The organism is Streptomyces sp. NPDC020983, from assembly GCF_044333485.1.
GTDB lineage: Bacteria > Actinomycetota > Actinomycetes > Streptomycetales > Streptomycetaceae > Actinacidiphila.
The window spans coordinates 119,340-132,397 of record NZ_JBIRRA010000010.1; the positions used below are offsets into that span (position 1 = coordinate 119,340).

Sequence of the window (13,058 nt, forward strand, 5' to 3'; positions counted from 1 at the left end):
GACCAGGCGGGGGTGCGGTGCCTGACCGGCGAGGATGGATGGATATGGATAAGCAGCAGGAGTTCGTGCTCCGGACCCTGGAGGAGCGGGACATCCGCTTCGTGCGGCTGTGGTTCACCGACGTGCTGGGCTATCTGAAGTCGGTCGCCGTCGCCCCCGCCGAACTCGAACAGGCCTTCGACGAGGGGATCGGCTTCGACGGCTCCGCGATCGAGGGCTTCGCCCGGGTCTACGAGTCGGACATGATCGCCAAGCCCGACCCGGGCACCTTCCAGATCCTGCCCTGGCGCTCCGACGGCCCCGGTACCGCCCGGATGTTCTGCGACATTTTGATGCCGGACGGCTCCCCGTCCTACGCCGACCCGCGCTACGTGCTCAAGCGGGCCCTCGCCAAGACCTCCGACCTCGGCTTCACCTTCTACACGCACCCCGAGATCGAGTTCTACCTGCTCAAGGACAAGCCGCTGGACGGCAGCAGCCCGACCCCCGCCGACAACTCCGGCTACTTCGACCACACGCCGCAGGCGGTCGGCATGGACTTCCGCCGCCAGGCCATCACGATGCTCGAGTCCATGGGCATCTCGGTGGAGTTCTCGCACCACGAGGGTGCGCCCGGCCAGCAGGAGATCGACCTGCGCTACGCCGACGCGCTGTCCACCGCCGACAACGTGATGACCTTCCGGCTGGTGATGAAGCAGGTCGCCCTGGAGCAGGGCGTGCACGCCACCTTCATGCCCAAGCCCTTCTCGGAGCACCCCGGTTCGGGCATGCACACCCACCTGTCGCTCTTCGAGGGCGACCGCAACGCCTTCTACGAGTCGGGCGCGGAGTACCAGATCTCCAAGGTGGGCCGCTCGTTCATCGCGGGCCTGCTGCGGCACGCGGGCGAGATCTCCGCGGTCACCAACCAGTGGGTCAACTCCTACAAGCGCATCTGGGGCGGCTCGCAGCGCATCGCCGGCGCGGGCGGCGAGGCCCCGTCGTACATCTGCTGGGGCCACAACAACCGCTCGGCGCTCATCCGGGTGCCGATGTACAAGCCCGGCAAGACCGGCTCCACCCGCGTCGAGGTCCGCTCCCTCGACTCCGGCGCCAACCCCTACCTCGCCTACGCCGTCCTGCTCGCGGCAGGCATGAAGGGCATCCAGGAGGGCTACGAGCTCCCGGCCGGCGCCGACGACGACGTGTGGGCCCTCAGCGACGCCGAGCGCCGCGCCCTCGGCATCGAGCCCCTCCCGCAGAACCTCGGTGAGGCCATCGACCTGATGCAGCACAGCGAGCTGGTCGCCGAGACCCTCGGCGAGCACGTCTTCGAGTTCTTCCTGCGCAACAAGAAGCAGGAGTGGGAGGAGTACCGCTCCCAGGTCACCGCCTTCGAGCTGATGAAGAACCTGCCCAACCTGTGAGTGCTCCGCGGCCGGTCCCGGCACGGGGAGTGCCGGGGCCGGCCGCCGGGGCGGCGGCGTGCGGAGCGGGGGAGAGGCGGGGGCATGGCGGTGGAGGGGTTCGAGCGGCTCATCGAGCCGTTCCGCGGGGAGCTGGTGGCCTACTGCTACCGCATGGTGGGCTCCGCGCACGATGCCGAGGACCTGGTGCAGGAGACGTACCTGCGGGCGTGGCGGGCGCGGGAGCGGTACGACGCGGCGCGCAGTTCGCCGCGGACGTGGCTCTACCGGATCGCGACGAACGCCTGCCTGACGGCTCTGGAGGCGCGCGGGCGGCGGCCGTTGCCGTCGGGGCTGGTGGCCGAGGCGGATCCGCTCGGGCCGCTCGTGCGCGGGGAGAACACCTGGCTCCAGCCGCTGCCGGACGCGATGCTGGGGCCCGGCGGCGCGGGTGACCCGACCGGTGCGGTGCTGGGCCGCAGCAGCCTGCGGCTGGCCTTCGCCGCCGCCTTGCAGCACCTGTCGGCGCGGCAGCGCGGGGCGCTGATCCTGCGGGACGTGCTGGACTTCTCCGCGGCCGAGACGGCGGAGGCGCTCGGCACCACCGTCGTGTCGGTGAACAGCTCGCTGCAGCGGGCGCGGGCCCGGATGAAGGAGGCCGGGATCCGGCAGGACGGCCTGGGCGAGCCGTCCGCCGCCGAGCAGCGGGCGTGGGTCGACCGCTACGCGGCGGCGTTCGAGCGCGCGGACGTGGAGGGCCTGAAGCGGCTGCTCACCGAGGACGTCGTCATGGAGATGCCGCCGATGCTCAACTGGTTCACCGGGCGCGGCAACTACGGCCTGTTCATGGAGTGGGTCTTCGGGAAGGCGGGCACCGGCTGGCGGCTGGAGCCGGTCGGCGCCAACGGCCAGCCCGCCTTCGCCGCCTACCGCCGCGACGGTGACGTGTTCGAGCTGCACACGCTCCAGGTCTTCACCGTGACCGCCGCGGGTATCAGCCGCAACTCGGTGTTCCAGGAGGCGGAGGTCTTCGCGTCCTTCGGGCTGCCGGCCCGGCTGGGCGCCGGCGACGTCTTCGCGGCGGATTTTCCCCGGGCGCGATGAGTTCCGGCTCCGCCGCCGGTATGTACTGCCGAGCCCGCCGGAAACACCCGGCGGCCGCCAGTCGAAGGAGTGCCGGATGTCAGACAACCGTGCGGAGGACGTGGCCGCGATCCAGGCCGTCCTGGCCGAGTCGTACAAGGCGTGGGAGGACGGGGACGCCGACGCGATGGTGGCCGCCTACACCGCGGACGCGACCGCCGTCCTGCCCGGCTCGCTGCGGGACGGCCGGGACGTCATCCGCGACAGCATGGCCGCGGCCTTCCAGGGGCCGCTGAAGGGCACTGCGACCGTCAACAGGCAGCTCGGCCTGCGTTTCGCGGGCAGGGACGCCGCGATCGTCGTCAGCGAGTCGGGGATCCTCTTCCCCGGCGACTCCGAGGTCCCGGAGGCGGCGAGGGTCCACGCGACCTGGGTCCTGGAGAAGCGGGACGGACGGTGGCTGATCGCCGCCTACCACAACAGCCCGGTGCAGGCGCCCGCGCACTGAGCCCCCGCCCGTGACGCCCGCCCCGCCGCCGGTGACCCCGGCCGCGGGGCGGGCGTCACGCGGTACGCCGGCGGTGTCCGGATTCCGTCACGGACCGCGCGGAACGGGAGCTTCCCTCCCACACCGGACCTACGCTGACGGAATGACCATGGGGGATGAACTGCTGCTGCTGGCGATCACGCCGCGCAGGCTGCGCGCAGGGATGCGCATCAGGTCGCCGCAGCGGCTGCGACTGGCGTTACGGGCCGCGGAACTCGCGGAACTGGCGCTCGCCGGGCGGGTCGAGGTGGGGGAGCGGCGGATCGCCGTACGGGACAGCACACCGGTCGACGTGCCCCGGCTCAGCGGCGTCCTGCGCGTGCTCGCCGGGACCGAACCGCCGCCGACGCTGGAGGAGTGGCTGCGCGCCGCCCCGCGCTCGCTCCTGGCCGAGTACGTCTCCCGGCTCCAGGACCGCAAGGTGATACGCGTCCGGCGGTGGCGGGGCCGGGACGGGCGCACCCGCAACGACGTACTCGCCGCCGACCTGCCCCGCCGCCGCGAGCGGGTGGCCCGGCTGGCCGCGGCGGTCCGTGCGCTGGACGGCTCCGCGGACGGCGACCCGGGCCTCGCGTACGACCTCGCGCTGGCCGTGCTCGTCCGCAGCGCGCGCCTCACCGCCGCCGTCCACCCGGGCCCGCGCGGCTGGGCGGCCCGCCGGCGGCTGGCCGCGCTCACCGCCTCCGGCGGGGACTGCGCGGTGCTGGGCGGCGCGGTGGCCGCCGCGTACGCCGCGGAGGCGGCCGCCGCGCGGATCGGCGAATACCCCGACCGGGGTGTCCACGGCGGCGGTTCGGACGCTTCGCTGGGCGGCTACGACGGGCAGACGCCGGGCGGCACCTGGTGACCGGCCCCGTCAGGCGGTCGCGTCCCCGGCGCTGAGCGCGGGCTCGGACGCCTCCGCCGGGGCGGCGTCCCCGGGGGAGGCCGCCGGCCGGCGGGAGGGGATGAAGGACGCGAGCAGGAGGGCCAGCAGCGCGGTGCCCGCCCCGATCGCCATGACCGTGCGGAAGCCGTTCTGCGACGGGACGTGCAGCGGGCCGTACGCGACGGTCATCTGGGCCAGCACCACGCCGGCGACCGCGCTGGACACCGACGTGCCCACGGCCCGCATCAGGGAGTTGAGGCTGTTCGCCGCGGCCGTGTCGGACACCGGCACCGCGCCCATCACCAGCGCCGGCATCGCGCCGTAGCCGAGTCCCACGCCCGCGCCGATGATGCAGGACACCAGCACGAGCTGCCAGACCGCGGACATCAGGAGGATGTTCACGACGTAGCCCGCGGCGACCGTGGCCGCGCCCAGCATCAGCGTCGTCTTCGGGCCGCGGGCCCGGGTGATCCGGGCGGAGAACGGCGCCACGGTCATCATGACCAGCCCCTGGGGGGCCAGCACGAGCCCGGTGACCAGCAGCGACTTGCCGAGCCCGTAGCCGGTGTCCTCCGGCAGCTGGAGCAGCTGCGGGAGCACGAGCGACATCGCGAACATCGAGAAGCCGTACGACACGGACGCCAGGTTGGTGAAGAGCACCTGCGGGCGCGCGGCGATGCGCAGGTCCACCAGGGCGTACGGCAGCCGCAGCTGGTAGGCGCCCCACACGAGCAGGACGACCACGCCGCCGGCGAACAGGCCCAGTGTCGTGCCGCTCGCCCAGCCCCACGCGGCGCCCTTCGACACGCCCAGCAGCAGGCACACCAGCGCCGCGGACAGTCCGAGCGCCCCGGGCACGTCGAAGCGCCCGCCCGTCCGCACCCGGGACTCCGGCACCAGCGCGACGACGAGGGCGGTCGCCACCGCGCCCGCGGCGGCGGACACCCAGAAGAGCACGTGCCAGTCGAAGTGGTCGGCCACCAGTGCGGCCAGCGGCAGGCCGAGCGCGCCGCCGACGCCGAGGGACGCGCTCATGACGGCGGTCGCGGACGCGAGCTTCTCGGTCGGCAGTTCGTCGCGCATGATGCTGATGCCCAGCGGGATCACACCGGAGGACACGCCCTGGAGGGCCCGCCCCACGATCATCGGGCCCAGCGAGTCCGACAGCGCGCACACGACCGACCCGGCGGTCAGCAGCGCCAGGCTGAGCAGGAGCAGCCGCCGCTTGCCGTGCATGTCGCCGAGCCGGCCGAAGACGGGCGTGGCGACGGCGGAGGCGAGCAGCGTCGCGGTGACGGCCCAGGTGGCGTCGGAGGGCGAGGCGTGCAGGAGGTCCGGCAGTTCCGGGACGAGCGGGATGACCAGCGTCTGCATCAGGGAGACGACGATCCCGGCGAAGGCCAGCACGGCGACCACGGCGTCGGCGCGCCCGGAGGCGACCTTCCCGGGGGGTGCGGGGGTCTCGGACATGGACTCAGGCCTCCGGTCTGGACAGGCGGTTGCACGGGCGGATATTTTAAATAAAACGATTGAATTAAATGTAGAGAGGGGTGCGAGACCCGTCAAGCCACCGCAGGTCGGGCGGGGTACGCCGGCCCGCGCTCGGTAAGGTCGTAGCCATGCCAGCCAGGAGCGTCCGCGCGGAGAAGGTCGAGGCGACGCGGGAGGCGATCCTCGCGGCGGCCGAGCAGCTGTTCGCCGAGCACGGCGTCTACAACATCTCCAACCGGCAGATCAGCAACGCCGCCGGGCAGGGCAACACCGCCGCCGTCAACTACCACTTCGGCGGCAAGACCGACCTCGTACGGGCGATCTCCCGCCGCCACACCGAGCAGATCGAGCGCAACCGCGCCCGCCACGTCGCCCGCACCCAGGGCTCCACCGAACTGCGCGACTGGGTGGGCTGCATGGTCCGCCCGCTCACCGAGCACCTGGACGCCCTCGGCAGCCCCACCTGGTACGCCCGCTTCAGCGCCCAGGTGTCCGCCGACCCGGCCCTCTACGAGGCGGTCGTCCCGGAGATCTCCGCCTCCCCCACCCTGCGCGCCCTCCTGGACGGCCTCAACGCCTGCCTCCCCGGCCTGCCCGACGACGTCAAGGCGGACCGCGGCGTCATGGCCCGCCACCTCATCGTCCAGATGTGCGTGGAACGCGAACGCGCACTCGCCACCGGCGCCCCCCTCGCCCACCCCACCTGGTCCGGCCTGGCCGCCAGCCTGATCGACGCGCTGACCGGCCTCTGGCACGCCCCGGTCACCCGCTGAGCCGTCAGCGCCGGAGGCGTCGTCGCAGGTCAGACGCCCATCTGGCGCTATGTGGGGGCTTCCGTACGGGCGTGTGATTTTTTCACGCCGCGGGGAGGGGGGACTCACGCGGGACTGGTGACTGTGGGCCTGTCGCGGGCTTCGGGCCAGTCCGCATCCTGGTGGGGCCGGCCGGAGCGCCGGAAAGGGATGCCGGTGACGGCTGCTGACTGCGGGGTGATGGGTGTGTATCAGGCTCAGCGGGGACGGGGCACTCGGGAGAAGGGGAGCGACCAGGCCGCCGAGGGGGCGTACTGCTCCGGTTTCGACGCGCTGGGCGGGCACCGACCACGGCGGCTCCTGGCGGGGCTGCGGTCCTGCCGGGCGTGCGGGGACCGGGTCGGGGTGTCCTTACGCGCGCTGCCGCGGCTGTACGCGGCGTGCGAGCACGCGCTGGGGCCGGTGACGAGCGGCTTCCAGGAGCGGGTGAGCGGGACCAGGGGGCGCGGCATGCCGCTCAACGAGCGGGCGATGGAGGCCCGCAGCGACATGGTGGGCGTGCTGGCGTCCTGGGCCGACATGGTCGTGGGGGAGCGGCGGGCCTCCGCGCCGCGCGGGCGCACGGTACGGGACCTCGCGGGCTTCGTCGCCGGCCACCTGGACTGGCTGCTCGCGCACCCGGCCGCCGACGACTTCGTGAGCGAGATCGTGATGGTCGAGGAGGCCGCGCTGCGGGCGGTCCACGGCCGCGGCGCCTCCCGCGAGCTGGGGCGGTGCCCGGAGCCGGACTGCGGCAGCACGGTGCAGTCGGGTGTCCTGCCGGGCGGGGACTTCGCCGTGAGCTGCGGCTCCGGCCACGTGCTCACCCCGCAGCAGTGGATGCTGCTGGGCCACCGGGCGGCGTCATGACCGCGCCTCGCCGGGTGCCGCCGCGCGTCGTGCCGACCGAACTCGCGGCGCTGGCCCTCGGGGTGCCGCCCGCGACGATACGCAAGTGGGCCAGCCGCGGGAAGCTGACGCGCTACGGGCGGCCCGGGCGGGCGGAGTACGACCTCGACGAGCTGTTCGCCCTGGCCCAGGCGCGTACCGGTACCGGCCGGGGCGCGGGCCTCGCGGAGCCCGAGGGCTCCGCGGCGGAGTCCGCGTGAGCCGTACGCCCCCTCCGCCCCGGCACCGGGCCGCCGGCCGGGGCGGCCCGACCGCCGTGGCCGGCGGCCCGTCAGATGATCCAGCCGGTGTCGTGGGCGATGCGGATGGCGTCGATCCGGTTGCGCGCGTTGAGCTTGGTGACGCTGGTGGTGAGGTAGTTGCGCACGGTGCCGAGCGAGAGGCAGAGCATGTCGGAGATCTCGTGCGGCTCGGCACCCGTGGCGGCCAGCTGGAGCACGCTGAGTTCGCGGTCGGAGAGCGGACACTCCCCGGCGTCCCAGGCGGCCAGCGCCAGTTCGGGGTCGATGGTGCGCTGCCCGGTGGCGACGCGGCGCACGCTCTCGGCGAGCTGGGCCGGAGGGGAGTCCTTGAGCATGAAACCGGTGACGCGGGCGTTGAGCGCGCGGCGGAGCGTGCCGGGCCGGCCGAGGCTCGTGAGGATGAGGGTCCGGCAGGTGGGGAGCCGCTGCTGGAGCTGGGTGACGGCGGTGAGGCCGTCGAGCCCTGGCAGGTCGATGTCGATGACGGCGACGTCCGGGTTGTGGTGAAGGGCTGTCGGGAGGATCTCGTCGCCGCGGCCGATGTCGGCCACGATGGTCAGGTCGTCCTCGAGCTCGAGAAGGGCGACGAGTGCTCCGCGGACCATCTGCACGTCTTCGGCTAACAGAATTCTGAGCTGCCTCATTGCCGCCCCCATAGATCGACAGTGTCCGGTGTACAGCCGTGCGGTGGTCAGGTCGTCCCTCGTGCACGGCCGTTGTCGCTCTCAGGCGGAACGCCGCTGCCCGGCGGTGTTCCGCAGCACGGAGACGACGAGGTGGAAGCGGCCGTCCTCCGCGATTCTGGTCGTGACGGTGCCTCCCACGGAGGACACCCGGCGTTCGATGCTCTCCAGCCCCGTGCCGCGCCGCGCCGGCACGACGGTGGGCAGCCGCAGCCCGTCGTTGACCAGCTCCAGCCGAACCGTCCGCCCGTTGTCGACGGCCGAGATCTCACATGCGCGGACATCCCCGTGGCGCAGCATGTTGGTGACCCCTTCGCGCAGCGCGCTGGCCAGGACGGTGTCCTGGGCCTGGGGCAGCGGCCCGCACTCGTTGCAGACGGTCGTCTTGATGTCGGCCGCGGTGAGGAGCGCCTGGGCGGCGGCGGTCTCCTCCGCGAGCGACAGGTCGCGGTAGCCCTGCGCGATGGTGCGGACGTCGGTGATCGCCTGGCGCGTGATGTCCAGGACGGAGCCGATCTCGGTGAGCGCGCGGTCGGGATGGCGGGTGACGAGGCGGCCCGCGAGTTCGCACTTGAGGGCGATCGCGGAGAGGCTGTAGCCGAGCAGGTCGTGCAGGTCCGAGGCGATGCGCAGGCGCTCCTCGGTGACGGCCTTGCGGGCGGCCTCCCGCTGCGCGGCGTCGCCGTGGGCGCCCCCCTCCGGCGCGGCCAGCCGGGCCAGCCGGGCCAGGGCGTAGACGGCGATGCCGGTCAGGACGGTGGTGAGGGTGTGCACCGCGGTGGTCGGCCACGGGGTGCGGGCGTGGACGGCGGTGAGGAGCACCAGGGCGGCCGGCAGGGCGGACAGCGCCCAGGCGACCGGACCGGAGAAGAGCAGCAGACAGGATCCGGCCAGGAATCCGCTGTCGGGGTTCCAGGCGTGGCCGGAGACGAAGAGCGGAATCAGGACGCACAGGCACTGGGCGGTCAGCGAGAGGACCTTCCGGCACAGGCCCCAGCGGGCGGCGCGGGGCGAGGAGTGCAGCTGCTGGGTGCCGAAGACGCCCAGGGCGGAGAGGGCCGCGGCGGCCACCTCGGGGCCGGTGGGCTGGCCCGCGCACACGGTGACCAGGAAGATCAGCAGCCAGCAGGCGAGCACCGTCGACGTGATCGCGCGTACCTGGCAGGCCGTGGCGCCCGCCGGGGGTGAGCCGGGACCGGGTGACGGGCCGCCGTCAGGGTCTGCGGCGAAGAGCATCACAACCTCCGGGAGCGGTGGGTACAGGCGCGGATGCGGAACGGCTCGTGACCGGGTTTGTCGCTGTTCTTCCGGCAGGCCCGGCAGGCGTGCCGGGGGAGGGACGGGAGCCCCGGACCCGTCTCGGGCGGGGGCGGTGCTGACGGCGGGCGCGGGCGGGGCGTGGAACTGACGGCGGGTCGCCGGTGGGACGCGGTGCTGACGGCAGGTCGCCGGTGGGGCGTGGAACTGACGGCAGGTCGCCGGCGGGGCACGGAGACGGCGGTGCGGACGCGGGTGGCGCACGAGCGGGCAGTGCCGCGTCGCCCGTCCCCCCGCGGTGGCGCGGCGGGCCGGGCGCGGACGATCGGCTCGCCCGCTGTCGCGGCCTTCCGGGACGACGGTCTCTCGACGTTTTGATTGTCCGCAGTATGCGTGAGGCTCCCGTCCAACGGTAGTCGGGATCCCGCATGCGGACAGCCATTCGAAGCCTTCCACGGCGTGTCGCGGACCGCCCCGGCGGGCGACGTACCAGGTCAGGGTGTGGGTTCCGGTTCGCCCGCCGAAAACGGAGCGCGGCATGCGCGAATCCCCCGCCGTTCGCTGCGGATTCCACCATCACCCCCACCAACCCCAGGGTCCGCACCAGTCCCGCACCGGCCGCCTCCCCTCCGCCGGCGGCCGGAACCTGAGCGGAACCCGGGCGGGGTGCCGGGCGGAAGCGGCCGGAAGCGGCCGGAAGAGGCGGGTCCGGCTTGGCCGGATTGCGGTAGGGGTGGGATGGGTGGTGCGCTCGTGGGCGGGAGGAGTGTGCATGGGCGGGTTTTCTGGAAGAACCCAGGTGTCGACACACGACGCCGGCACGGGCCCCGCGGCCCGCCGGCCGCCCGCTCGGGCCGGCCCCCCCGGGGTACCGCCGGGCCTTACCAGGGAGCAGCCATGACCACTGGTCCGATCCTCGACCCGCGCGTCCTCGGCCGTGCCGAGACGGCTCACCGGGCGCTGATGGAAGCCGTGCTGGGGGAGGCCGGCGCCTCGCACCAGCAGTGGATCGCGCTCAACATCAGCACCCTCAGCCAGGCGGAGCTGGACCGGGACCGGCTCGTCGCGCGGCTCGCGATCGCGACCAAGTCGGACCGCCAGGCGGCCGGCGCGGTCGTGGCCGAGATGCTCGTGGCCGGGCTGCTGGTGGCGCTGCCGGGGGCGAGCTGTCCGGTGCGGGCGACAGCCGAGGGGCTGGCGTTGCAGCGCCGCATCCGGGACGTGTTCGACGAGGCGATAGACCGGCTCTACCTGGGCATTCCCGCGGAGGACCTGAGTGTCACGAGCCGCACGCTGGTGGAGGTGACGGCCCGGATCGACGCCGAGCTGATGGAGCGTCCGCCGGTACCGCGCGCCCGCCGGCACTTCCCGCGGGGCGGCCGGCCGGTCCCGCCGGGGGGTCCGAGGTGAGAGCCGCCGCGGGTCCTCCGGCGCGGGCCGGGCCCGTAATGCCCCGGTGCCGGGCGGGGATTGACGCCGCGTTCCGGTGCGTGTCACGATTTCCGGCGGCGCCAGATCTGTGTCCTGATCCCGGATCGGCCCTCCCCCCGAGAACACTGCCGACCGGCCCCCCGGCCGGCGTCACGGCATGCCCGGAGCTTCCCGGCGGCGCTACCCGCGCCGCTTTTTTCATGCCCCGCCACAGAGGCGGTTGACATGGTTCGTCCGGCTATGTCACGCTTCTTCCGGCGGTCGAGCTGTGCCCGGACACGGACCGGGTGGCTCCCGCCGATCCCCGCACCTCGTGACTGCGCCCAGCCCGTCACCCCCGGCCCGCTCGTCGGCCCGGGGGTGCGGGCTTTTCTTTTTCCCGCTGCCGAAAGGAATCCGTTGTGAGTTCCATAGCCGGAACCTGGGACGTGACCGTGAAATCGCCGGTGGGTGATCTGGCGGTCGTCTACACCTTCACCGACTCCGCGGGCACGGTCGCGGGCACGGCCTCCAGCGAGGCCGAGACGGTGCCGCTGGCGAATGTCGTCAGCAACGACACCGCCGAAGGCCGGCGGGTCACCTGGAAGCAGTCGGTCACCAAACCCGCGAAGCTCAACCTCGAATTCGACGTCACCTTCGTCGGCGACACGCTGTCGGGCCACTCGAAGGTCAGCCGGCTGCTGCCGAAGATCGGCGTGACCGGATCGCGGCGCGCCTGAGCGGCGTGGACGTGACGAGCGGCATGGACGTGACGAGTACGGACACGGACGTGGTCGTCGTCGGCGCCGGCCCGGTCGGCCTGATGCTCGCGTGCGAGCTGCGGCTCGGCGGGGCCCGGGTGACCGTCCTGGAGCGCCTCGCGGCGCCGACGACCGAATCGCGCGCGTCGACCCTGCACGCGCGGACGATGGAGTTCTTCGACCAGCGCGGCCTGCTGGAGCAGCTGGGCTCGCCCCCGATCCAGCGGTCGGGGCACTTCGGGGGCGTACCGCTGGACTTCAGCGCGCTGCCGACCCGCTTCCCCGGCCAGTACAAGGTGCTCCAGGCGCAGGTCGAGCAGGTCCTCGCGCGGCGCGCCGCCGAGCTGGGCGCCGAGGTCCGCCGCGAGCACGAGGTGTGCGCGCTGGAGACGGACGGCCCGGACGGGCGCGCGGTACGGGTCCACGCCCGGACCCCGTCCGGCCAGGTGCGGCTGACGGGCCGTTACGTCGTCGGCTGCGACGGCGAGGACAGCACCGTCCGGGTGCTGGCCGGCATCGACTTCCCCGGTACGGCCGGCACCCACGAGCTGCTGCGCGCCGACGTGGTGGGCGTCGACATCCCCGAGCGGCGGTTCGAGCGGCTGCCCGCGGGCCTCGCCATCTCCTCGCGGCTGCCGAACGGCGCCACGCGGGTGATGGTCTCGGTCTTCGGCGCCCCGGTCGGGCCGCGCCCCGGGCCGCCGGACTTCGACGAGATCTGCTCGACGTGGGAGAAGGTCACCGGCGAGAGCCTGCGGCACGGCACGCCGGTGTGGCGCAACGCCTTCGACGACACCAGCCGGCTCGCCCGGCGGCTGCGCGCCGGGCGGGTACTGCTGGCCGGGGACGCCGCGCACGTCCAGATGCCCTCGGGCGGGCAGGCGATCAACCTCGGCCTCCAGGACGCGGCGAACCTCGGGTGGAAGCTGGCCGCGGTGGCGACCGGCGAGGCACCGGACCGGCTGCTGGACACCTACCACGACGAGCGGCACGAGGTCGCCCGGCGGGTCCTGGGCAACATCCGGGCGCAGGGACTGCTGCTGCTCGGCGGCCCGGAGGTCGACGCGGCCCGCACGGTGCTGCGCGAGCTCATCGGCCACCGGGAGGTCAACGACCGGCTGGCGGCCATGATCGCCGGTGTCGACATCCGCTACGACCTTCCCGCCGACCCGCCCGGCCTCCCCGGCACCCGCCACCGTCCCGACGGCGCCTCCCCGGACCGTCCGGCCGTCAACGGTGACGGCGGCGGTGACGGAGACGGCGGCTCCCGCCTGGCGGGGGCCGCCGTTCCGCACGCGGCACTGACCGTGGACGGCGCGGCGACCAGCACGACCGCCCTGCTGCGGGACGGCCGCGGGGTGCTGCTGGACCTGGCCGCATGCGCCGGCCGGCACGACTGGCTGACCGGCCGTACGGCCCCCTTCGCGCCGCGGGTGGACCTGGTGGCGGCGACGGCGCCGCCCGGCGGTCCGCTGGAGGGGCTGGAGACGATGCTCCTCCGCCCGGACGGCTACGTGGCCTGGGCCGGTGACCGCTACAGCGATCCCGGGCCCGCGGTCGCCCACTGGTTCGGCGCCGCCTCCCCCGCGGCGGCCGGTGCCATCCCCGTACGAACCCAAGTCTGACGATGG

At 73.7% G+C, this 13,058-nt stretch carries 13 protein-coding genes; 10 read left to right on the top strand and 3 right to left on the bottom strand.

Annotated elements, in window-relative coordinates:
* The first annotated feature begins 44 nt into the window (after window positions 1-44).
* From glnA to ACH4SE_RS23230, 4 genes are all read left to right on the top strand, one after another.
* The gene (gene glnA / locus ACH4SE_RS23215) at window positions 45-1,406 is read left to right on the top strand and encodes a type I glutamate--ammonia ligase (RefSeq protein ID WP_398545347.1); all 1,362 of its coding nucleotides are present in this window, start codon (window positions 45-47) and stop codon (window positions 1,404-1,406) included.
* Window positions 1,407-1,490: 84 nt separating this feature from the next.
* A complete protein-coding gene (locus ACH4SE_RS23220) occupies window positions 1,491-2,489 on the top strand; it encodes a sigma-70 family RNA polymerase sigma factor (RefSeq protein ID WP_398545348.1) in 999 nt (332 codons plus the stop codon).
* Window positions 2,490-2,565: 76 nt separating this feature from the next.
* On the top strand, window positions 2,566-2,976 hold the full coding sequence (locus ACH4SE_RS23225) for an SgcJ/EcaC family oxidoreductase (protein ID WP_398545349.1): 411 nt from the start codon (window positions 2,566-2,568) through the stop codon (window positions 2,974-2,976).
* Window positions 2,977-3,118: 142 nt separating this feature from the next.
* Window positions 3,119-3,862: a GPP34 family phosphoprotein gene (locus tag ACH4SE_RS23230; protein WP_398545350.1), complete on the top strand. Its 744-nt coding sequence runs from the start codon at window positions 3,119-3,121 to the stop codon at window positions 3,860-3,862.
* Window positions 3,863-3,871: 9 nt separating this feature from the next.
* Here ACH4SE_RS23230 and ACH4SE_RS23235 read toward each other — a convergent pair whose 3' ends face one another.
* Window positions 3,872-5,353, bottom strand: a complete 1,482-nt coding sequence (locus tag ACH4SE_RS23235; RefSeq protein ID WP_398545351.1) for an MFS transporter — start codon at window positions 5,351-5,353, stop codon at window positions 3,872-3,874.
* Between the two features lie 149 nt (window positions 5,354-5,502).
* On the opposite strand from ACH4SE_RS23235, the gene ACH4SE_RS23240 reads away from it, so the two are divergent.
* From ACH4SE_RS23240 to ACH4SE_RS23250, 3 genes are all read left to right on the top strand, one after another.
* Window positions 5,503-6,147 carry a TetR/AcrR family transcriptional regulator gene (locus ACH4SE_RS23240; RefSeq protein WP_398545352.1) on the top strand — a complete coding sequence of 215 codons (645 nt, stop codon included), beginning with the start codon at window positions 5,503-5,505 and terminating at the stop codon, window positions 6,145-6,147.
* Between the two features lie 384 nt (window positions 6,148-6,531).
* A complete protein-coding gene (locus ACH4SE_RS23245) occupies window positions 6,532-7,035 on the top strand; it encodes an OvmZ protein (RefSeq protein ID WP_398545353.1) in 504 nt (167 codons plus the stop codon).
* Window positions 7,032-7,274, top strand: a complete 243-nt coding sequence (locus ACH4SE_RS23250) for a transcriptional regulator (protein ID WP_398545354.1) — start codon at window positions 7,032-7,034, stop codon at window positions 7,272-7,274. Before ACH4SE_RS23245 ends, ACH4SE_RS23250 begins: the two co-directional genes overlap by 4 nt.
* Window positions 7,275-7,345: 71 nt before the next feature.
* Here the strand turns inward: ACH4SE_RS23250 and ACH4SE_RS23255 are convergent, their stop codons facing one another.
* Together ACH4SE_RS23255 and ACH4SE_RS23260 are read right to left on the bottom strand one after the other, a co-directional pair.
* A complete protein-coding gene (locus tag ACH4SE_RS23255) occupies window positions 7,346-7,960 on the bottom strand; it encodes a DNA-binding response regulator (RefSeq protein WP_398545355.1) in 615 nt (204 codons plus the stop codon).
* A gap of 81 nt (window positions 7,961-8,041) precedes the next feature.
* Complete coding sequence (locus ACH4SE_RS23260) at window positions 8,042-9,235, bottom strand: sensor histidine kinase (RefSeq protein ID WP_398545356.1); 1,194 nt, start codon at window positions 9,233-9,235, stop codon at window positions 8,042-8,044.
* A 918-nt stretch (window positions 9,236-10,153) separates the two neighbouring features.
* Here ACH4SE_RS23260 and ACH4SE_RS23265 point away from each other — a divergent pair.
* The 3 genes from ACH4SE_RS23265 to ACH4SE_RS23275 all read left to right on the top strand — a co-directional run bounded on the left by ACH4SE_RS23265 (window position 10,154) and on the right by ACH4SE_RS23275 (window position 13,052).
* Complete coding sequence (locus ACH4SE_RS23265; protein ID WP_398545357.1) at window positions 10,154-10,666, top strand: MarR family transcriptional regulator; 513 nt, start codon at window positions 10,154-10,156, stop codon at window positions 10,664-10,666.
* 422 nt (window positions 10,667-11,088) lie between these two features.
* Window positions 11,089-11,406 carry a hypothetical protein gene (locus tag ACH4SE_RS23270; RefSeq protein WP_398545358.1) on the top strand — a complete coding sequence of 106 codons (318 nt, stop codon included), beginning with the start codon at window positions 11,089-11,091 and terminating at the stop codon, window positions 11,404-11,406.
* Between the two features lie 5 nt (window positions 11,407-11,411).
* Window positions 11,412-13,052, top strand: coding sequence for an FAD-dependent monooxygenase (locus ACH4SE_RS23275; protein WP_398545359.1), 1,641 nt, complete (start codon window positions 11,412-11,414; stop codon window positions 13,050-13,052).
* The last annotated feature ends 6 nt before the right edge of the window (window positions 13,053-13,058 follow it).

Bases quoted from the DNA above. Each gene is read 5' to 3' on its own strand.
- glnA (WP_398545347.1), top strand. From the start codon at position 45: ATGGATAAGCAGCAGGAGTTCGTGCTCCGGACCCTGGAGGAGCGGGAC.
- ACH4SE_RS23220 (WP_398545348.1), top strand. From the start codon at position 1,491: ATGGCGGTGGAGGGGTTCGAGCGGCTCATCGAGCCGTTCCGCGGGGAG.
- ACH4SE_RS23225 (WP_398545349.1), top strand. From the start codon at position 2,566: ATGTCAGACAACCGTGCGGAGGACGTGGCCGCGATCCAGGCCGTCCTG.
- ACH4SE_RS23230 (WP_398545350.1), top strand. From the start codon at position 3,119: ATGACCATGGGGGATGAACTGCTGCTGCTGGCGATCACGCCGCGCAGG.
- ACH4SE_RS23235 (WP_398545351.1), bottom strand. From the start codon at position 5,353: ATGTCCGAGACCCCCGCACCCCCCGGGAAGGTCGCCTCCGGGCGCGCC.
- ACH4SE_RS23240 (WP_398545352.1), top strand. From the start codon at position 5,503: ATGCCAGCCAGGAGCGTCCGCGCGGAGAAGGTCGAGGCGACGCGGGAG.
- ACH4SE_RS23250 (WP_398545354.1), top strand. From the start codon at position 7,032: ATGACCGCGCCTCGCCGGGTGCCGCCGCGCGTCGTGCCGACCGAACTC.
- ACH4SE_RS23255 (WP_398545355.1), bottom strand. From the start codon at position 7,960: ATGAGGCAGCTCAGAATTCTGTTAGCCGAAGACGTGCAGATGGTCCGC.
- ACH4SE_RS23260 (WP_398545356.1), bottom strand. From the start codon at position 9,235: ATGCTCTTCGCCGCAGACCCTGACGGCGGCCCGTCACCCGGTCCCGGC.
- ACH4SE_RS23265 (WP_398545357.1), top strand. From the start codon at position 10,154: ATGACCACTGGTCCGATCCTCGACCCGCGCGTCCTCGGCCGTGCCGAG.